At 69.7% G+C, this 17722-nt stretch carries 23 protein-coding genes and 1 pseudogene; 12 read left to right on the forward strand and 12 right to left on the reverse strand.

The features are described from left to right. Positions 1-30: 30 nt before the first annotated feature. From AOM46_RS09765 to AOM46_RS31795, 3 genes are all read left to right on the forward strand, one after another. On the forward strand, positions 31-435 hold the full coding sequence (locus AOM46_RS09765; protein ID WP_062208206.1) for a DUF4180 domain-containing protein: 405 nt from the start codon (positions 31-33) through the stop codon (positions 433-435). 110 nt (positions 436-545) lie between these two features. Continuing rightward, positions 546-1871, forward strand: a complete 1326-nt coding sequence (locus tag AOM46_RS09770) for an ATP/GTP-binding protein (RefSeq protein ID WP_062208209.1) — start codon at positions 546-548, stop codon at positions 1869-1871. Then, positions 1868-2257, forward strand: a complete 390-nt coding sequence (locus AOM46_RS31795) for an RloB family protein (RefSeq protein ID WP_158920345.1) — start codon at positions 1868-1870, stop codon at positions 2255-2257. Before AOM46_RS09770 ends, AOM46_RS31795 begins: the two co-directional genes overlap by 4 nt. Positions 2258-2376: 119 nt before the next feature. Here AOM46_RS31795 and AOM46_RS09775 read toward each other — a convergent pair whose 3' ends face one another. Beyond that, positions 2377-3009: an FMN-dependent NADH-azoreductase gene (locus AOM46_RS09775; RefSeq protein WP_062208211.1), complete on the reverse strand. Its 633-nt coding sequence runs from the start codon at positions 3007-3009 to the stop codon at positions 2377-2379. A gap of 165 nt (positions 3010-3174) precedes the next feature. Here AOM46_RS09775 and AOM46_RS09780 point away from each other — a divergent pair, with 165 nt between their 5' ends. Together AOM46_RS09780 and AOM46_RS09785 are read left to right on the forward strand one after the other, a co-directional pair. Then, complete coding sequence (locus AOM46_RS09780) at positions 3175-3792, forward strand: TetR/AcrR family transcriptional regulator (RefSeq protein ID WP_107080021.1); 618 nt, start codon at positions 3175-3177, stop codon at positions 3790-3792. A 68-nt stretch (positions 3793-3860) separates the two neighbouring features. Next, positions 3861-4736, forward strand: a complete 876-nt coding sequence (locus AOM46_RS09785; RefSeq protein ID WP_107080022.1) for a GNAT family N-acetyltransferase — start codon at positions 3861-3863, stop codon at positions 4734-4736. Here AOM46_RS09785 and AOM46_RS09790 read toward each other — a convergent pair whose 3' ends face one another. Together AOM46_RS09790 and AOM46_RS09795 are read right to left on the reverse strand one after the other, a co-directional pair. Continuing rightward, positions 4737-5189 (reverse strand): NUDIX domain-containing protein, encoded by a 453-nt coding sequence (locus AOM46_RS09790; RefSeq protein WP_062208219.1) that lies wholly within the window; start codon positions 5187-5189, stop codon positions 4737-4739. It lies immediately after the preceding gene. Between the two features lie 97 nt (positions 5190-5286). After that, a complete protein-coding gene (locus AOM46_RS09795) occupies positions 5287-6213 on the reverse strand; it encodes an RNA polymerase sigma-70 factor (RefSeq protein ID WP_062208222.1) in 927 nt (308 codons plus the stop codon). A gap of 196 nt (positions 6214-6409) precedes the next feature. Here AOM46_RS09795 and AOM46_RS09800 point away from each other — a divergent pair, with 196 nt between their 5' ends. Then, a complete protein-coding gene (locus AOM46_RS09800; protein ID WP_062208225.1) occupies positions 6410-7885 on the forward strand; it encodes an MFS transporter in 1476 nt (491 codons plus the stop codon). Between the two features lie 321 nt (positions 7886-8206). On the opposite strand, the gene AOM46_RS09805 is transcribed toward AOM46_RS09800, so the two are convergent. From AOM46_RS09805 to AOM46_RS09830, 6 genes are all read right to left on the reverse strand, one after another. Beyond that, complete coding sequence (locus tag AOM46_RS09805; protein WP_234313695.1) at positions 8207-8863, reverse strand: protein kinase; 657 nt, start codon at positions 8861-8863, stop codon at positions 8207-8209. Between the two features lie 154 nt (positions 8864-9017). Then, positions 9018-9989: a radical SAM protein gene (locus tag AOM46_RS09810; protein WP_234313696.1), complete on the reverse strand. Its 972-nt coding sequence runs from the start codon at positions 9987-9989 to the stop codon at positions 9018-9020. A 523-nt stretch (positions 9990-10512) separates the two neighbouring features. After that, entirely contained in the window at positions 10513-10806 is a 294-nt protein-coding gene (locus AOM46_RS09815; RefSeq protein WP_062208228.1) for a hypothetical protein, read from the reverse strand. Between the two features lie 94 nt (positions 10807-10900). After that, positions 10901-11086, reverse strand: a complete 186-nt coding sequence (locus AOM46_RS09820; protein ID WP_062208231.1) for a DUF397 domain-containing protein — start codon at positions 11084-11086, stop codon at positions 10901-10903. A gap of 80 nt (positions 11087-11166) precedes the next feature. Then, complete coding sequence (locus AOM46_RS09825) at positions 11167-11382, reverse strand: DUF397 domain-containing protein (RefSeq protein ID WP_062208234.1); 216 nt, start codon at positions 11380-11382, stop codon at positions 11167-11169. 5 nt (positions 11383-11387) lie between these two features. After that, complete coding sequence (locus AOM46_RS09830; RefSeq protein ID WP_062208237.1) at positions 11388-12272, reverse strand: helix-turn-helix transcriptional regulator; 885 nt, start codon at positions 12270-12272, stop codon at positions 11388-11390. A 268-nt stretch (positions 12273-12540) separates the two neighbouring features. Between AOM46_RS09830 and AOM46_RS33925 the strand changes: the two genes are divergently transcribed. The 4 genes from AOM46_RS33925 to AOM46_RS09850 all read left to right on the forward strand — a co-directional run bounded on the left by AOM46_RS33925 (position 12541) and on the right by AOM46_RS09850 (position 14278). Further along, positions 12541-12987, forward strand: coding sequence for an ATP-binding protein (locus AOM46_RS33925; protein WP_267887797.1), 447 nt, complete (start codon positions 12541-12543; stop codon positions 12985-12987). Further along, positions 12981-13280 (forward strand): hypothetical protein, encoded by a 300-nt coding sequence (locus AOM46_RS09840; RefSeq protein ID WP_062208243.1) that lies wholly within the window; start codon positions 12981-12983, stop codon positions 13278-13280. The genes AOM46_RS33925 and AOM46_RS09840 overlap by 7 nt, the downstream gene beginning before the upstream one ends. Before the next feature lie 80 nt (positions 13281-13360). Further along, the gene (locus tag AOM46_RS09845) at positions 13361-13786 is read left to right on the forward strand and encodes a hypothetical protein (protein WP_062208245.1); all 426 of its coding nucleotides are present in this window, start codon (positions 13361-13363) and stop codon (positions 13784-13786) included. Positions 13787-13819: 33 nt separating this feature from the next. Next, complete coding sequence (locus AOM46_RS09850) at positions 13820-14278, forward strand: hypothetical protein (RefSeq protein ID WP_062208248.1); 459 nt, start codon at positions 13820-13822, stop codon at positions 14276-14278. On the opposite strand, the gene AOM46_RS09855 is transcribed toward AOM46_RS09850, so the two are convergent. Next, positions 14244-14759, reverse strand: coding sequence for a hypothetical protein (locus AOM46_RS09855; RefSeq protein ID WP_062208251.1), 516 nt, complete (start codon positions 14757-14759; stop codon positions 14244-14246). The genes AOM46_RS09850 and AOM46_RS09855 overlap by 35 nt on opposite strands. 35 nt (positions 14760-14794) lie before the next feature. Between AOM46_RS09855 and AOM46_RS09860 the strand changes: the two genes are divergently transcribed. Beyond that, a complete protein-coding gene (locus tag AOM46_RS09860) occupies positions 14795-15367 on the forward strand; it encodes a TIGR00730 family Rossman fold protein (protein ID WP_062208253.1) in 573 nt (190 codons plus the stop codon). Here the strand turns inward: AOM46_RS09860 and AOM46_RS35235 are convergent. Both AOM46_RS35235 and AOM46_RS09870 read right to left on the reverse strand, forming a co-directional pair. Further along, positions 15364-15892, reverse strand: a pseudogene (locus AOM46_RS35235) (helix-turn-helix transcriptional regulator); the annotation flags it as partial. The gene AOM46_RS09860 and the pseudogene AOM46_RS35235 overlap by 4 nt on opposite strands. Next, positions 15819-16640: an alpha/beta fold hydrolase gene (locus AOM46_RS09870; RefSeq protein WP_062208260.1), complete on the reverse strand. Its 822-nt coding sequence runs from the start codon at positions 16638-16640 to the stop codon at positions 15819-15821. The pseudogene AOM46_RS35235 and the gene AOM46_RS09870, both read right to left, overlap by 74 nt. A gap of 138 nt (positions 16641-16778) precedes the next feature. Between AOM46_RS09870 and AOM46_RS09875 the strand changes: the two genes are divergently transcribed. Next, positions 16779-17654: a helix-turn-helix transcriptional regulator gene (locus AOM46_RS09875; RefSeq protein WP_107080023.1), complete on the forward strand. Its 876-nt coding sequence runs from the start codon at positions 16779-16781 to the stop codon at positions 17652-17654. The last annotated feature ends 68 nt before the right edge of the window (positions 17655-17722 follow it).

The following is a 17722-nucleotide window of genomic DNA, read 5'->3' on the forward strand; positions in this document are numbered from 1 at the left end:
TTGCCACGGCCCCCGGTAACCTCCCGTCGTGTGACCGACGCCAGCAGTGCCGACGAGAGCCCGTTCCGACTTGAGACGATCGGCGGCGTGCCGGTCGCCGTCTGTCCGGCCGAGGGGCCGGCCATCGCGGCCGAGGCGGATGTGATGGACATCGTCGGCAACGCGACCTACCAGGGCGCGCGCTGGGCGGTGATCCCCGCCGAACGGTTCGCCGACGCGTTCTTCCAACTCCGCACCCGCCTGGCCGGCGATATCGTGCAGAAGTTTGTGAACTACCGCCTGGGGCTGGCCATCATCGGCGACATCTCCCACCACACCGCCGCCAGTTCGTCCCTACGCGACTTCGTCCACGAATGCGACACCGGCCACCAGACCTGGTTCCTCCCCGACCTCCCCACCTTCCACCAACGCCTCAAAACCACCCGAGCCGGCTGAGCCCTCGACTCGACCAGCGGATCGGCTGCGCCGGAGGTACGGTTTGAGAGTCAAACCGGGCGGAAATCGTCCGGACACCGGATGAAACTGTACCCAGCCCTGGGGTGGCCATGCTTCTGAGGTTCCGTGTCACCAACCACAAGTCCATCCGTGACACCGCCGAACTCGTGCTCACCAAGTCGGGTTTCGAAGGCGTGCGCCCCCGGAGCGGCAGCTGGGCCTCGGTGACCAACCGCGTCGTGGGCGTCTTCGGCCCCAACGCGTCGGGGAAGACCACGCTCCTCGACGCCATGCACTTCGCCGTGACAGCCATCAGCGACTCCGCCAAGTGGAGCGATCGGGATCTCTTCCCACATGCCCCGTTTCTTCTCGACGACGAATCCGGCGCCGAAACATCGGCCTACGAATTCGACTTCACAATCGAGCAGACGCGCCACGTATACGGCTTCGAAAGCAGCGCGGCAGGAATCGCCTCCGAATGGCTTTACTCATTCCCTGCGGGTCGACGACGCGCGCTCTTCGAGCGGAACGGTCCCGGGCCCGACCAGATGACCTTCAGCAGAAGTCTCAAGGGTGAGAACATGCGCATCGCCCGGCTGATGGGTGCGCATAACCTCTATCTCTCCACGGCCAGGATGGCCAACCACGACTACCTCGGTGAAGTGCATCGCCATCTGACCAGAAATGTGCACTACGCTGCTTTCTCCGAGTACTACCAACAGAGCCGTATCAGATCGGTCAAGAGGTGGATAGAGAACGCGGAGGCGCTTCAGCAGGCCCAGGCCCTGCTGCGCTTCGCCGATCTGGGTATCGATCGCCTCTCCTTGGAGGAAGTCGACGTCGACGAGCAGACCCAGTCGATCTTGCGCAGAGCGACGAAGATCACGCTCGGCGAAAACAATGACAAAGAACGCGAAGAAAAGCTCTTGTCCACGCTTCTGGAGGAACAGCGGAAGGTCATCAACTTCTGGCACCGAGGAGCTTCGCCCGAGACGCCGCACAGCCTGGAGCTGAGCGACGAAAGCAGCGGCACCGTCGCCTGGCTCTCGCTGGCGCTGCCCGCGCTGCGGGAGATCAGACATGGGGGCACACTCCTCGTGGACGAGCTGGACTCCAGCCTGCATCCGCGGCTCGCCGGCGCGCTCATCGCCATCTTCAAGTCCGAGGAGCTGAACCCACTCGGGGCCCAGCTGGTCTTCACCTCGCATGACACCTCCCTGATGGGACACCTGGCCGGTGACGGGCTGGACCGGGAGGAGATGTGGTTCGCGGAGAAGTCTCCGGAGGGAGCGACGGAGATCTTCCCCCTCACCGACTTCCCCGTCAAAAAGGACCACAATGTCGAGCGCCGATATCTGGGCGGAAGATACGGGGCCGTGCCATCCCTTGCCTGGGAAGAACTGCTGGCCTCTCTCCGGACGGAGACACCGGCTTGAGCCGTCGACAACTGCGCGGCCCGCAGAAGATCTCCAAGTCGAGGAACAGACGATCCGAGCACACCAAGATCCTCATCGTGACTGAGGGCGTGAACACAGAACCGCAGTACTTCGAACGATTCGCCACACTGATGCGGGCCAAAGCGGTCCGCGTCGTCAGCGTCAGACCTGTCGGCGTCGGCCGGGATCCATTGAGCGTGGTGCGGGAAGCCAGAAGACTGCGCGATATCGAAGTCAGAGGCGGTGACCCGTTCGACGCGGTCTGGTGCGTCGTCGACGTGGACGAGCACGCCAACCTGGAGAAAGCGTGCGTCGAAGCCGGCCGGCAGCGGAGAAATACGCGGATGCCATGGTCCGCGCGGGCAAGTGTGAGGTGGCGGTGGTGAGGCACGCGCCGCCCAATCCGCACAGTGGGGTTCCCAGGCTGATCTCGGCACTTCTTCAGGCCTACGGCCGCTGAGTCGGAGGGGACCCCCGGGGTGGTGGTCCCCTCCGGGGTGGGGGGTCAGCGCTTGGTGAGGGTCTTGCCGGCTTCGCGGGCCGCGGTGAGGGCCGTGTCGTGCTGTTCCTTGGCGAGGTCGCGCAGGCTTTCCATACCGGGGGTGGTCGCGGCGAGGGTCAGTTCCCGCTTGATCACGGTCAGCTCGGCCTCCCAGATGTCCGCGAGGACCCGCTCCAGATACGGGGTCGAGTGGTCCCAGCCCGCGCGCGGGGCGCCCGGGCCGTAGCCGCCGCCGAGGGTGGTGGTCAGCACGGTCGGGGTGTCCTTGAGCAGCGGCGTGGTGGGCCCCGCGCCCGCGATGACGAGGTCAACCCAGGTCTTGAAGTGCTGCGAGACGCCGTAGTTGTAGAGCGGGACGGCCAGGATCGCGGCGTCGGCGTTCTTGACCTCCTCGGCCAGGGTCGCGCCCAGCGCCAGCGCCTCGCGCTGGGCCGGCGTGTGGTCCGCCTCGGGGGCGAAGGCCGCGGTGGTCGCGAGCGCCCAGGCGTCGGCGGGCAGCGCGTCGGTACCGAGGTGGCGTCGGGTCACCGTGGCGCCGGGGTTGGCGGCGGTCCACTCGGCCTCGGCTATGTCGGCCAGCTCGGCGCTGGTGGAGGTGCCGGGCAGGATGCTGGCGTCCAGACGGAACAGGTTCATGGTGGTGATCCTTCGGGAGAGAGCGGGAGGAAATCGGATGAGAGGAGCGTGTCCGGGCACGGCGAAGGCAGCGGAACGATGCCCTGGCAAGAGGGGCCTCGACTGCCTTCGCGGCCTGACGACAGCATAAACGGACTTTACCCCGTTTAGTATTCCGCCCTGTAGATTGGCCCTGTGACCGGCCCCGTTGTCCCCTTCGGCAAGCCGCGTGGCGAGCGCGCCGACGCGGTGCGCAACCGTGAGCACCTGCTGCGGACCGCCCGCCAGATGCTGGCGGAGCAGGGCGCCGAGAAGGTCACGATGGACGGTCTCGCCGAGCGCGCCGGCCTCGGCAAGGGCACCGTCTTCCGCCGCTTCGGCAACCGCGCCGGCATCTTCCGGGCGCTGCTCGACGCCGACGAGCAACGGTTCCAGCAGCATGTGCTGTCGGGCCCGCCCCCGCTGGGCCCCGGCGCCGAGCCGGTGGAACGCCTGATCGCCTACGGCCGGGCGCGCATCGCGTTCCTCATCGACCACCATGCCGTCGCGCGGGCCGCGATCGACCGCAGCAAGCCGATTCCGGCCGGCGATCCCTCGATGACCCAGCTCCATATCCGGATGCTGCTGCTCCGCGCCGGCCCCATCCCGAACCACGACGGGCTCGCGATGCAGCTCACCGCCGCGCTGGAGGGTCCCCTGCTGCTGTTCCTGTCACACCCCGCGCCGGGCACGACCGTCGCCGCGCAGACGGCCGCGTCCCTCGACAACGCCTGGCGGACCCTGATCGAACGCCTGCTGCGCTGACCGCCGCCAAGCAGAGCCGAGCAGAACCCGGTGGCAACGGCTCGCCGCGCTCTGCTTGGATGCGCCCCATGCCGACCACTCCCCACACGGACACCGCGAAGCTGCTCGACCGGCTCGACCACTACTACGACGCGGTCCCCCGCTCCGCTGCGCGAGTTGAGGACTTCGGCCCGCTGCGGCTGTTCGTCCGGGAGGGCCAGGGCTGGCCCTACTACGCCCGCCCGAACCCGAGTTGGGTCGACGGAACGGTCACCGCCGACGATGTCCGCCGAGTCCGGGCGCGGCAGCGGGAGTTGGGCGTACCGGAGAGCTTCGAGTGGATCGCCGAGACCGCGCCCGCGCTGCGCGCCGCCGTCGAGGCGGCCGGGCTCACCGTGCATGAGCACCCCCTGCTGGTGCTCGACCCGGAGGCCCCGCCCGGGCCCACCCCCGACGGGACGGACGGCACGGTGGTGCGAACGGTGGCCCCGGACGATCCCGTGTTGCCGAGCGCGTTGGCCGTCCCCCACCTCGCGTTCCAGGAACCGGGCACCGGCCTCGCCGGCCTCCCCGAGTTGGACGCGGCGGCGCACGCCCGGGCCCACGACGGGTCGACGCGGCACGCGGCGGAACGTATGCGCGACGGACTGACCCGCGTCGCCGCAGCCGTGGCGGACGGCAGGGCGCTCTGCGCCGGACAGCACCAACCGGTGGGCGACATCAGCGAGATCGTCGGCGTCGGAACGTTGCCGACCGCGCGCCGTCGCGGACTGGCGCGGGCGGTGACGGCCACGCTGGTGGCCGACGCCCGGGCGCGCGGCGTCGAGACGGTCTTCCTCTCCGCCGGCGACGGCACCGTCGCCCGGGTCTATGCCGGCCTCGGCTTCCGCACCAGGGCCACCGCCCTCATCGCCGAACCAGCCGAACCAGCCGAACCAGCCGAACCAGCCGCGCCTGGCGCTTAGTTACGCGTCCGGGCCCAGGATCAGCGGGCGGTGGGACGGCTGGAGCCCGGCGGGCAGCTCGTCAGGGGTGCACCAGGCCGCTTCCAGGATTTCCGTCGGGTCAAGGGCGAGCGTGCCGCCGACCAGTCTCGCCTCGTAGGCGACCTCGGCGCGCAGCCGATAGCCGCTGTTGAGCCGGACCAGTTCGAGGACCTTCACCTCAAGCCCGGTCTCCTCCCGCACCTCCCGCACCACCGTGTCGGGGAACGATTCGCCGCGTTTGGCATAGCCCGTCGGCAGGCCCCAGTCGCGGCCCTCGGCCCAGAACCGGTGCCGCAGCAGCAGCACCCGCCCCGCGTCGTCCCGCACCACGCCCGTCACGCCGACCATGAACTTCGCGTTGAGCAGCCACGACACCCGCCACTGCGCCCACCCCCCGAGCCCGCGCCAGACCCGGGCCATCAACCTGCGCATATCTGCCTCATGCCAACCACCCTACGGAGCCACCCCGTTGCCCCGCGCCGGCGCGCGAGGGACGCACGGATGCACGGATGCACGAAATACGCACACCTCAGCGGCGGATCGCCGTCTCCCGCTCCACCCGCGACAGCTTCTCCGGGTTCCGCACATGGTAGGCGCCGGTGACCAGCCCGTTCTCCACCCGAACGGCGACCACGCCGTCGACCTCCCCGTTGACGCGGACCAGCAGCGCGGGGCCGCCGTTGATCTCCACCAGCTCGGTCGTTCTGCCGCCCTCGCGCCGCCACCAGCCGCCGGCCATCAGCCGGGCCACCTTGTCGGCGCCCACCACCGGCCGTGGTAGCGCGCGGGCGACGCCGCCGCCGTCGCTGAGGGCGACGACATCCGGCGCCAGGATGTCCAGCAGGCCCTGCAAGTCTCCCGTTTCCAGGGCGTGTTGGAAGGCCAGGAGGGCGGCCCGGGTCTCGGCGGGCGAGACGACGCCGCGCGGCCGGCGCGCGGCGACATGGGCCCGCGCCCGATAGGCGATCTGACGTATCGCGGCCGGGCTTTTCTCGACGGCGTCCGCGATCTCGTCATAGGCCAGGCCGAACACCTCGCGCAGCACGAACACCGCGCGTTCCGTCGGCCCCAGCGTCTCCAGCACCAGCAGCATCGCCATGGACACACTCTCCGCCAGCTCGACGTCCTCCGCCACATCGGGCGCGGTGAGCAGCGGTTCGGGCAGCCAGGGCCCGACATAGGACTCCCGGCGCCGGCCGAGCACCCGCAGCCGGTCCAGCGCCTGCCGGCTCACCATCCGTACCAGATAGGCGCGTTGGTCCCGCACCTTCGCGAGGTCGACGCCCACCCAGCGCAGCCAGGTCTCCTGCAGCACGTCCTCCGCGTCGGCGGCCGAGCCGAGCAGTTCGTACGCGACGGTGAACAGCAGGTTCCGCTGGGCGACGAAGATCTCCGTCGCCGACCCCGAAGGGTCCACCCCGTCCGTCGTCGCCTGTCCCTCGCCGCGCTGCCCCATGCCTGGCTCCCGCCTCTCCCGCCCCGGTCGTCGTCCCCCCTGTCCACTAGACGCCGCAGCCGACCTTTTTGTGACACCTCCCGCCGCCCTGTTACGCGGGCCGGGTGGTCGACGTCTGGTGGGCGGACATCCGGCCGTGGCGGGGATCCGTGCGGGCCGGGAGGGCACCATCACGAGGTTGGGGACTTAGAACACCATGGCAATCACCAACGCGCCGGCCCAGAAGGCCGGTTCGCGGCGCTGGGCCGCGCTGGTCTTCATCGGGCTGGCGCAACTCATGATCGTTCTCGACGGCACGGTCGTGAACATCGCGCTGCCGTCCCTCCAGCAGGATCTGGGGATCTCGGACGGCGACCGGCAGTGGATCATCACCGGCTACACGCTGGCGTTCGGCAGCCTGCTGCTGCTCGGTGGCCGGATCGCCGACTACACGGGCCGGCGGCGGGCCTTTCTGATCGGGCTCCTCGGGTTCGCCGCCGCCTCGGCGCTGGGCGGCGCGGCCGGCAACTTCGAGCTGTTGCTGGGCGCCCGCGCCCTGCAGGGCGGGTTCGCCGCGCTGCTCGGCCCTTCCGCGCTGTCGCTGTTGACGGTCACGTTCACCCAACCCCGCGAGCGCGCGAAGGCGTTCGGGATCTGGGGGGCGATCACCGCCGTGGGCGGCGCGGTCGGGCTGCTGGCCGGCGGGGCGCTGACCGAGTACCTGGACTGGCGCTGGTGCCTCTATGTCAGCGTCCCCGTCGCCCTGATCGCGGCCGTCGGCGGGTCCCTGCTGCTGGTCGAGTCGCGGAGCGAGGGCAACGGCAAGGGCCGCACCCGGTTCGACGTTCCGGGTGTGCTGCTGGTCACCAGTGGACTGGTCGCGATCGTCTATGGCACGGGGCAGGCGGAATCCGACGGTTGGGGATCGGCGAAGGTGATCGGCCTGCTGGCCGGGGGCGTGGCGCTGCTGCTCGCGTTCGCCGTCGTGGAGAGCCGGGTGCGGCACCCCATGCTGCCGCCGCGCCTGGTCGCCAACCGGACCCGGGGCGGCGCCTATCTGAGCGTCGGCCTGGCCATGTTGGGCATGTTCGGGGCGTTTCTGTTCATGACGTACTACCTGCAGGTCGTCAAGGGTTACTCGCCGATCAGGACGGGCGTGGCGTTTCTCCCGATGACGGTCGCGGTGCTGGTCTCGGCCGGCGGGCTCGCCACCCGGCTGATCCCCAGGGTCGCGCCGCGCGCGATGATCGTGCCGGGGCTGGCGCTGATCGCCGCCGGGATGCTGTGGCTGCGCACGATGGAGACGGACACCGGCTATGTCCAGGGCGTGTTGGTCTCGGGGCTGCTGCTCGGCCTCGGTGCCGGGCTTGTCATGCCGCCGGCCTTCAACCACGCCACCCACGCCGTCGATCCGCGCGATGCGGGCATCGCCTCGGCCAGCGTCAACACGGCCCAGCAGGTTGCCAGTTCGCTGGGCACCGCGCTGCTCAACACCATCGCCACCAGCGCCACCGCGAGCCGTCTGGCGGCCCTTGGCCACGATCCCGCGCTGGCCGACGAGGCGATGCTGCACGGCTTTGTGACCGCCGGCACCTGGGCGGCGGCCATCCTCCTGACCGGCGCGCTGCTTGTCACCGCCCTGATGAACACCCCCCGCCCCCGCCCCGAGCCGTCCCCGACCGGGGGCCGATGACCGCGACGGGAACGTGGACCGGTGGACCGGTCGGCCCTCCCACCGGCGCGCACGGGACGCACGGGCGCACGCGCGTGAGCACACACGCCCTCGGACACCTGCCCGAGGCGCCCGCGATGGCGACGAGCGCCCTTGACGCCGATCACGCGTCGGCGCGAGGGGTGCGTGGCTGGACGATCGACATGGTCCCGGCGCCCTTATGGGCCTGTTCCGCGCCGGTGACTACTTCGAGCCCGGGTTGACCGCGTAGCCGGAGTGGCCGGCCCGAAGGGACGCGCCGCCGCCCGCGCCAGGCCCGGCCGTTGGCGCCTCCGCCGGCGGTCAGTCGGGGTAGACGGTCAACTCCCGGTGGGTTGCCCAGGATTCGGCCGCGACGGCCATGGCGTCGAGCCAGGGCTCGTCCGGGCGGCGCAGGGCTCGGTGGCGGTTCATGCGGGCGGTGGCGACGACGAAGGCGTCGATCGCCTTCGGGTCGGCGGCCATCCAGGCCGGGCAGCCGGCGACCCAGGATTCGGCCTCGGCGGGTGTGTGCAGGCCGCCGATCAGCTGGAGGACCAGCATCGCCGGATCGATAAAGGCCGCTCCGCACCCTGGCCAGGACCAGTCGACCACCCAGTTCCGGTCGGCCCCGATCAGCAGGTTGCCGGGGTTGATATCCACATGCAGGAACGTGTCCCCCCGGAACAGCTCCGGCGCCCCCCGGTCCGCCCACCAGTCCCAACGGGTCTCCGGCCACTCCCTGGCGACCTCCGGCAGCTCCAACTCCCCGATGCGGTTCACCAGTTCAACCAGCACCGGCACATCCGGTGAGCCCCGCCCGAAGTCCGTGTCCCGTGCCTCGATCCTTTCGAACCCGAGAACGATCCAGTCGGCGTCCTCCGCCGACCACAGCAGTTCGGGGGCCAGGCCCCGAACAAACGGGTTGATCGCCTTCTCCCGGAGCAGCTGATCCCGCCGCCCGTTGTTCTTGTTGCGCATCGCCTTGACAAAGAAATCGCCGCTCCGGGCTTCGACAGTGGCGAGGAAATCTGTGCCGTATCCATGCTCCGGCGCCATAAACCGCTCGACGTGCCCCGCACGCGACGCGATCAACTTCCGAAGCTCGGGCCCGGGATCCAGCGCTTTCAGGACCCTACCTCCGGGGGTTGCAGTGGTTCGACGTGTATCCGGGTTCACATTCGCCGTCATCGGGTTGACAGGCAGGGGGCAATTCCCTCTTCGGGGTACAGGGAGTCCTCGCGGGGAAACACGGGGTCTGGTCTGGGTAGCACTTCTTGGGGGCACATTTCAGTTCGGGTTTGAGGTTCTTGCTCTGGACAGCCTGGCGGATGGCCTCGGTGGCCCGCGCCATGGTGGGGCCGCTGAGAATGGTACTCAGATCCCCACTCCGTACGTTGCCCACCTGCATCCAGGTGGAGAACACGCAGGGCGTGACCTCCCCGTTCGGGCCGATGGCGGCCGCGTCGGTGCCGCAGCGGCCGCAGAGGTTCGTGAGGTCCGGCGGCTGCCCGTGCTCCGCGCCCCTCCCGAACGGCCGAACGTCGTCGAGGCCGATTCTCGTCACGCCCAGCGATTCGAGATCGGCCCGGGCTTCGGCCACACGCTGATCATCGCGACCGACGATGATTCCCGCCCGGATCGGGATACCAAGTTCCACGGCTCTGGCGATGTTGGCCCGAGTTCGGCGATGGCTCGGCCGACCGGTCAGCGCATTGTGCTCGCCGGCCTGATCCGAGTAGTAGGACGTGGCAAGCGAAACGCCGGTGCGTCGAAAACGCGCCCAGTTCGCGTCCGAGACGTGAACGAGGTTGCTGAACACCTCGGTCTCCATCCCCAGGGCCACCGCGCGATCCAGCAGTTCCGCAAAGTGCGGATGCATCGTTGGCTCGCCACCGATGAGCTGAACGCTGCGGATACCGGCGGTCGCCGCTTGGTCAAGGAGATCGAGCCATGCCTCGCGGCTCATCCTTCCGTGACCGCCTTCAGGGCCGGAAGCGTTGTAGCAGTGGTCGCATGCGAGCTGGCACTTCCGCGTCAGGTCGAGCCAGAGGAATTCGACCTCTGCGGCGTCGATGGGTAAGGGGCGAGTCGTTGGGGTCATCATGTGCCTCCATCTCGTGGGGACTTGGCGCCGAGGTTGACTGTGGGCCGCGTCCGGTGTGGTGGGTCGGGAAGCCTCCAGGTGTATTTCGCACAGCCTGGCTGGGGGTGAGCAACGGGGCCTCGGCGTTCAGTTACTGAACATGAGGCATAGCAGGGGCGGTTAAACCTCCGGCCGGTGGGGAAAACTGTCGTGGGGTCGTGGAAAGTTCGGCTTGGTGACGGAAAGTGAGTGGGGGCGCGCGCATCAGGGTGGGTGGGCGGGAGGGGAGAGCGAGCGGCGCGGGTGGATGGGTGGGGTGGGGGGTGGTGACGGAGGGTGGTCGGGTGTGGGCTTGCGGGGGGTGGGGACATGGGGGGCAAAAGGTGCCGGGCGGGCGCGCGGGCGCGGGCGGCGGCGCGGGTGAACGGGGCTGACGCGCCCCCCAGTTGGTCACGCTCCGTGTGTCCGAAAAACGACGGTGGCCCCCGCCCAGAAAGGGACGGGGGCCGGGAAACAGGAACGGGGAACGGGAACGGCGAACGGGTCAGGGGATAAAGACGCTGGCGCCGTAGACCTCCTGGATGTTGCCGCGCCCGACGACATTGGTGAGGCCGCCGGAACAGTCGGGCCCCGAGTGGATGCGGGCGGTGGTGTCGGTGCCGTTGGCGACGGTGAAGTAGTCGGCCTCACCGCTGACCGCGATGCAGCCCGAAGGGTTCACGTGGTCAACGCCGTTGACGGTCAGCACGCCCTGCGCCGCCTGAGCGGACGTCGTTCCGGCGACGGCGAGCAGGGCCGCTGCGGCCAGGGTGCCCAAGGTGGTGACGGTGGTGCGCATGGTGTCGGCTGCCTCTCTCGAAGCGGAGGCGGAGGGTCCGCCTCCGTCGCCACCACCAACGACCGGCGCCGCCCGAGGCAACGGCCGACGGGGGTCAGAGGCCGGCGAGGAAGCCGCTCCAGGCCGATGAAGTGGCGGTGAACGAGGGGCCGTTGGGGCGCTTCGAATCGCGGACCGCGATGCCGGCCGCGCCGGGGAGGCGAGCCGCCTCGACGCAGTTGCCGCCCTGATCGTTGCTGTGACTGGACTTGAACCACTTGAGCTCGGGATGCGATCTCATGGCAACAACGGTAGCCGGCGGGCGCAATGGTGCCCCAACCATCCGCCGGCGGCGGGCAGTTGGGGCACCGGTTGGTTCTGTCAGGCCAGGCCGTCGGACTTCACGGCGGACAGGAAGCCCGTCCAGGCCGAGGAGTCAAAGGCGAAGGCCGGGCCCGTGGGGACCTTCGAGTCGCGAACGGCCATCCCGCCGCCCGACAGCCGCGCCCCCTGGACGCAGTCCCCGCCCTGGTTGTTGCTGTAGCTGGAGGTGAACCAGTCAAGCTCGGTGGAGGCGATGATCGCTCGCGTGTTCATCGGTCTTAGAACTCCTTGATTGCTTTCTTGATCAGGCCCAGGGACTCCTGGTGCCCGGGGGCGAGGGCCTGGAGGTCGCGGAAGGTGTCCTCGTAGCGCTGAACGTAGCGCTCCTTACGACTGACCCAACTGTCGGCCAGACTCTCCAGGTAGACGATCGAGGGGGCGACGGTGGGCTCGTCAAACTGGAAGATCACGAACTTGCCGTTCATCCCGGGGTGGACCCCCAGAGCGAACGGCACCACCTGGACCCGGACATGGGCTCGCCCCTCCGCCGTCTTCACGATGTGGGCCAGCTGCTCCCGCATCAGCTCGGCGCTGCCCACCCTACGTCGGAGCACCGACTCGTTGATGATCACGGTGTACCGCAGTGGGTTGGGCTTCCGCAGCAGGTTTTCCTGCCGGGTCATCCGGATCGCCACATGGCGTTCGACGTCGTCGGGGGTCATCTCCCGATGCGCCTCCTGGTAGATCGCCCGGATATAGGCCTCGGTCTGAAGCAGCCCGGGGACAAACTCCGACTCGTAGTTCAGCAGGCCCGAGGCCGAGGATTCCAGACCCAGAAAGGCCCGGAACACCGGGGTGATCAGGGGGTGATACTCCGGGTTCTGCCACCAGTCCTTCTTTTCCTTGGTCACCCGGGCGAACTCCACCAGCTCCTTCTTCGCTTCCTTGCCGGCCCCGTAGATCTCGCAGAGCGCGATCACGTCTGCGGGCTCCACCACCGTGTTCTCCGCGCCCTCAAGGCGGGTCAGCTTGGAAGGGCTCCAGATCAGCCGGGCGCAGACCCGGTTGGCCTTCAGCTCGGACGCGATGCGCAACCTCCGCAGCTCGTTGGCCAGTTGGATGCGGCACAGCGCCGGGGTCGCCGACTCGATGTCCGTCCTCATCCGTCAGTCCTCTCTCACTTCAGTCTTGCGCCGCACGTTCTGCGATCACAAGCAATTTTCTGAGCGTTCGTCAATTCTTTTGCGCCGGCATGGAATTACCTGCCGTAATCGCCGAAACACTCAATGGATTTTGAGGCCACAATTACAGGATTTCCGTGGCTCCGCTACCACCCTGCCTGTCATTCTGAAGCTGTGCGCTCACTCTCTGTTTCGAAACGGTGAGCGACGTCGTTCGAGCCCCTGCTCGCGACCACCTGGGGAGGCATCAATGACCTTGACGGGAAGGCTCGTTGCTAACGAGAACGCGCGTAACTGGCTGTTAACGGCGCGCGCCCAGGGGATCGGTGCATGGAGGGGGCGCGTGACCGAAGTTATGCGCGGTTGGCATCTTCCCGAGCCCGCCCTGGAGTTGGGACAGCTGGGCGTGACCGAGCTGCTGACCAATGTCACGCGGCACGTTCCCGACCAGGAGTGCCGGCTGCTGCTGGCGCGGTTGCGCGGCGGGCTGACCATCGTCCAGGTCCTGGACCGTTCATCCACCTTCCCTCTCGTCCTCACCACCCCGCCCGATCCGGAGGCGGTGACGGGGCGCGGGCTCTGGCTACTCGGCCAACTGGTCGACGACTTCGGCTGCTTCCGACATGTCTGGGACGACGGAACGGTCGGCAAGTCGGTGTGGTTCGCGCTCCGTTGTGAGAAGGATGCCACGTGCTGAATACCTGGATGCTGTGTCACTGGGCATGGTTGACGCTGCTCGGTGCACCGGCGCTGGTCTTTCTGGTTTACCAGGGCTTGGCCTCGACGCTGCTCCGGCTGGCCGACCAGATCAGGCGGACCGAGGAGGGGTACGTCGAGCCGGCGCCGTCCCCCGTTGCCCCGGGCCCGGCACGCTCGGCCGATCCACGGGCCGATCCACTGGACGCGCACGCCGAGCTGCGGGCCCGCGTCAAGCGGCTCAACGCGACCAGCGTGACCAACTACCGCATCAAAAGCGGCGAACTGCCATGACCATCACGGCAATTCGCCCACCATCCGACGAATCATCCACCCATCCGCCGCGCATACCGCCGCGAAACGAGGGAACAGCGTTGACCCACCACAGGACCCATGCCTACGGGCACCGTTACCCGTACCCGATCGTCCGCGGCGCCGACTGGGTGGTGAGCGAGGAGCGCGGGCCCGGCGTGCCACAGGTGATCTACGGCGCCGAATGCCTGAGCTGCGACGCCCGTTCGCCGCTGGTCGACGACGACGCGCAGCCGGTGACCGTGTGGGTGATAGAGCACACCAGGGACACCGCGGACCATGGCCGGTTCCTGATCCGCAGCGAGAAGCACTGGCGCGTGGACTGCCCCACCGAACCCCCCGCCGGACCCCCCGCCGGACCTTCCGCCGCCCCCGAGCCTCCGCGCAGGCCGGTGGCCGACTTCGTCGACCGCGCGTTCGGGCCGACGTTCGTCGGCCTGATGTGCCTGCTCACGGCGGCCACCGGCCTCCTGATGGCCCACGCCTGAACCCCCCGATAAGAAAGAGGACTTACCGCAACCATGCATACGACGATCCGCCGCTCTCCCGTTCCCATCCGGTTCCATGTCCTGGCCACCACCGCGACCCACCATGTGCTGATGGTGCGCGGCTCGGGCGACGACGCGAGCTGGGTGCTGCCCAACGGCGAGGTGGAGCCCGGGCGTTGCCCGATCCTCGCGGCGCGGGAGAAGATGATCAGGGCGACCGGCTATGACCGTTCGGTCTGCGAGATGCTGGCCGTCAGCCTGGACACGGACGAGGCCGGCGAACTCAACGCGATCACCTACGTCCTCGACGGCGGCGAGCTGCCGCGCGTGCCGGCGGACTCCAAGCAGCTGCCGCCCAAGGTGAGTTGGCTGCCGCTGCGCGAGCTGAACGAGCCGCCCTCCATCGTCCAGTACGCCATCATCGCGGGCAACCGCCGCCGCCGGATCCCCGTCCTGATCAACGGCGACCGCCCGGACTCGGCGTTCCTGTAACGGCGACGGGGGCGGCGCGGCGTCGCTGCGCGCCATAGGCCAGGCCGGCGGCCAGGGTGAACCCCCCGGAGGCCGCCAGGCCCGGCGCGATCCACGCCGGCACGATCATCGCCAGCTCGGCCCCGTCGCCGGTATGACAGACGATGCGCGGCGGAACGTAGCTCGTCGAGTACCCGTTCACGTCCAGCGGTTGCTCGGTGCCGGCGGCCTCCTGGCAGCCCTGGTACAGATCGGCGTCCTCCAGGAACAGCATGTGCAGGGCTCCCCAGAAGTAGATGGCCACGGCCGCATAGCCGCTCAGCAGCGCGGCCCCACCGAGCCAGACCGCGACGGGCCCTGGCCGCCGGTTCCGGCGGGTGGCGATCCGGGAGGCGAGAAAGACCAGGCCGCTGAACAGCACCAGCAGGCAGACCGCCACAATAAAGAGCACGGCGATCCCGCCCGGCCCACCCGAACCATGCTCCACAAGGTCATCGCTCACCGGGCCATCCTCCCGCGAACCTTCCGGAGAATCCCATGCGCCGACTCGCCGTCTTTCTCGCCTCGTCCGACGGACACGACCCGGCGCACGCCGAACTCACCGCCGCCGTGGGCGCGGAGCTGGCGCGGCGCGGCATAGGGATCGTCTACGGCGGGGGCCGCCGGGGGCTGATGGGCGTGCTGGCGGACAGCGCGCTGGCGGCCGGCGGCGAGGTCATCGGCGTCATGCCGGGCGACATGGTCGAACGGGAGTGGGCCCACCGCGAGGTCACGGAGCTGGTCATCTGCGATTCGATGCACGAGCGGAAGGCGCTGATGGCGGAGCGCGCCGACGCGTTTGTCGCGCTGCCGGGCGGGCTCGGCACGCTGGAGGAGATCTTCGAGGTCTGGTCGTGGCGCCAACTCGGCTTTCACGCCAAGCCCGTCGGGTTTCTCGACGCGGGCGGCTTCTGGACGCCGCTGCTCGGCGCCCTGCGCGGCCTCGTCGACGCGGGCTTCCTCGCCGCCCCCACCCTGGACGACCTCGCCGTCGCCCCGGACCTGCCTTCCCTGCTGACCACCCTGGAGCACCAACTGCACACCGTCCCCCGCCCGGCCCGGGGCCGGTAGCCCTGACCATGCACGGTAACCAGGCCGACGGGGTCCACCGTGCGCCATTTCGGGGCCTGGTCCACCGCCGCGTAGTGGATGCGCAGCCGGTTTTCCGGCGAACACCGCGCGCCTGATCTCGGCGGCCGTGGCGTCCGGCACCTCGTCGACGGCCTCCCGGCGGGAGAGCAGATCCGTCTCCGGATCGACGAGGAGCCGTCGGGCCGCGCCGGCGGCCGTGGTCCGATAGCCGGCGGGCAGCGCATCGACCACCTTCCGCATCGCCGATGCCAGTGCCGTGCCCAGGCCGAACACCTGGGCGCCGCGCCGCGATCCGGCGACCAGCAGGGCCAGCGCCTCGTCATGGCTCAACCCGGTCAGCTCGGTGTGGAAGCCGGGCAGCAGGGCGAACCCGCCATGCCGGCCGCGTTCGGCGTAGACGGGGACGCCGGCCGCTCGTGCCGTAACGGGGTCAGCGCCTCGTTCCCGCGGTGAACTCGTCGACCAGGGCGACGAACTCGTTCTCCTTCTCGAAGAACGCCACATGGCCGGCGTCGATCTCGGCATAGTCGCTGTGCGCGATGGCCTCGTGCAGGGCGCGGCTGTGCTCGACGGGGACGGTGATGTCCTGGGCACAGCCGATGACCAGTGTCCGGGCCCGGACGTGGGGCAGCAGGTCGCGGATGTCGACGTGGGCATCGAGTTCGACATGGCGCAGGGTGCCCGGCGTGGGCGGCATATTGGGGATGAGGAGTTCCACCTGCTCGCGGCCGATGGCGTTGAGGAAGCCCCGGCTGAAGCCGGTCATCGTCACGGCGCGACCGAAGGCGGCCGGGTCCGAGACGCTGAGCTGCCGCCAGAGGGCGAACAGGTTCCGCAGGTATTCGTCGCCCTCGGTGTGGGCCCAGCCGGCGACCAGGATCAGCCGCCGCACCAGCTCGGGACGGAGCGCGGCGACCGCGACGGAGACCGGGGCACCCATCGAGAACCCCAACAGGTCGACGGGGCCGACGCCGGCGTCCTCGATCACGGCGGCGACCTGGGCGGCCAGGCCCTCGACGGTCAGCGGGCCGCCGGCGTCGGTGGTGCGTTCGGTGCCGGAGAGGTCGGGGGTGATCACGGTGTGCGCGGCGGCGAACCGGGGGGCGAGCCCGGCCCAGTTCACCTCCGATCCCCCCGATCCGGTGCCATGCACCAGCACCAGGGCGGGGCCCGATCCACCGCGGTCGTAGTGCAGCCGCGCATCGGCGACGTCCAGTGTGTGGGTGGCGACTGTATGGGTGGCAACGTTCATGACGGGTTCGCTCCTCGGTGCTCCGCGGGTGTCTGCTCCTGCTGGTGGACCACTCTGTTCGCGGGCCGCGTCTCGCGGGAGAGCCTTGTCGAGCCAGGGATCGGCGGTCCCTGGCTACGGTCTCGGCGGTCGGGCACGATGGTGGGCATGCCGATCGATCGCCGCGCCCTCGCCGACTTCCTCCGCCGCTCACGGGAACGGGTGCGGCCGGCGGACGTCGGCCTGGTGGCCGGGCCGAGACGGCGCACGCCCGGGCTGCGGCGCGAGGAGGTCGCCCAACTCGCCGGCATGTCGGCCGACTACTACATCCGGCTTGAGCAGGCGCGTGGGCCACGGCCGTCGCCGCAGCTGCTGGGCGCGCTGGCGCGGGCGCTACGGCTCGGCGACGACGCGCGGGACCATCTGCACCTCCTCGCCGGGCACCGGCCGCCGGCGGGACGGGCCGCCGGGGACCAGGTCGGCCCGACGCTGCTGCATCTGCTGGACCAGCTCTCGGGCAGCACACCGGCCCAGGTGCTCAATGACCTGGGCGATGTTCTGGCCCAGAACGCATTGGCGCGGGCGCTGTTGGGCGGGGTGTGCACCGTTTCGGAGCATGGCCGCAATGTGGTGTGGCGCTGGTTCACCGAGCCGGCGCAGCGGGACCCGTACCCGGCGGAGGAGCACGCGCGGCTCAGCCGGACGCATGTCGCGGACCTCAGGGCCGCCGTCGGCCGCCGGGGCGGCGACCCGGTCGCCGGCCGGCTGGTGGACCGACTGCTGGGCGCCAGCGCGGAGTTCGCCTCGCTGTGGGAGCAGCACGAGGTCGCGGTGCGGCGGCAGAGCCGGATGCGGGTGCTCCACCCGGTGGTCGGCGCGCTGGACCTGGACTGCCAGGTGCTGCTCGCCCCGGAGGGCGACCAACGCGTCGTGCTGTACACGCCCCCACCCGGCTCGGACACGGCCGACCGCCTCGCGCTGCTCCGCGTCGTGGGCGACCAACAGTTCACCCCGACGGCCGAGGGCGCGCGTTAACGCAGCACCGTACAGGCCGCCGCGCTGAAGAGAAGGGCGCCGATGATGGTGCCGCAGCCGAGGTAGAG

Source organism: Streptomyces sp. NBRC 109706 (assembly GCF_000974485.1).
Classification (GTDB): domain Bacteria; phylum Actinomycetota; class Actinomycetes; order Streptomycetales; family Streptomycetaceae; genus Streptomyces.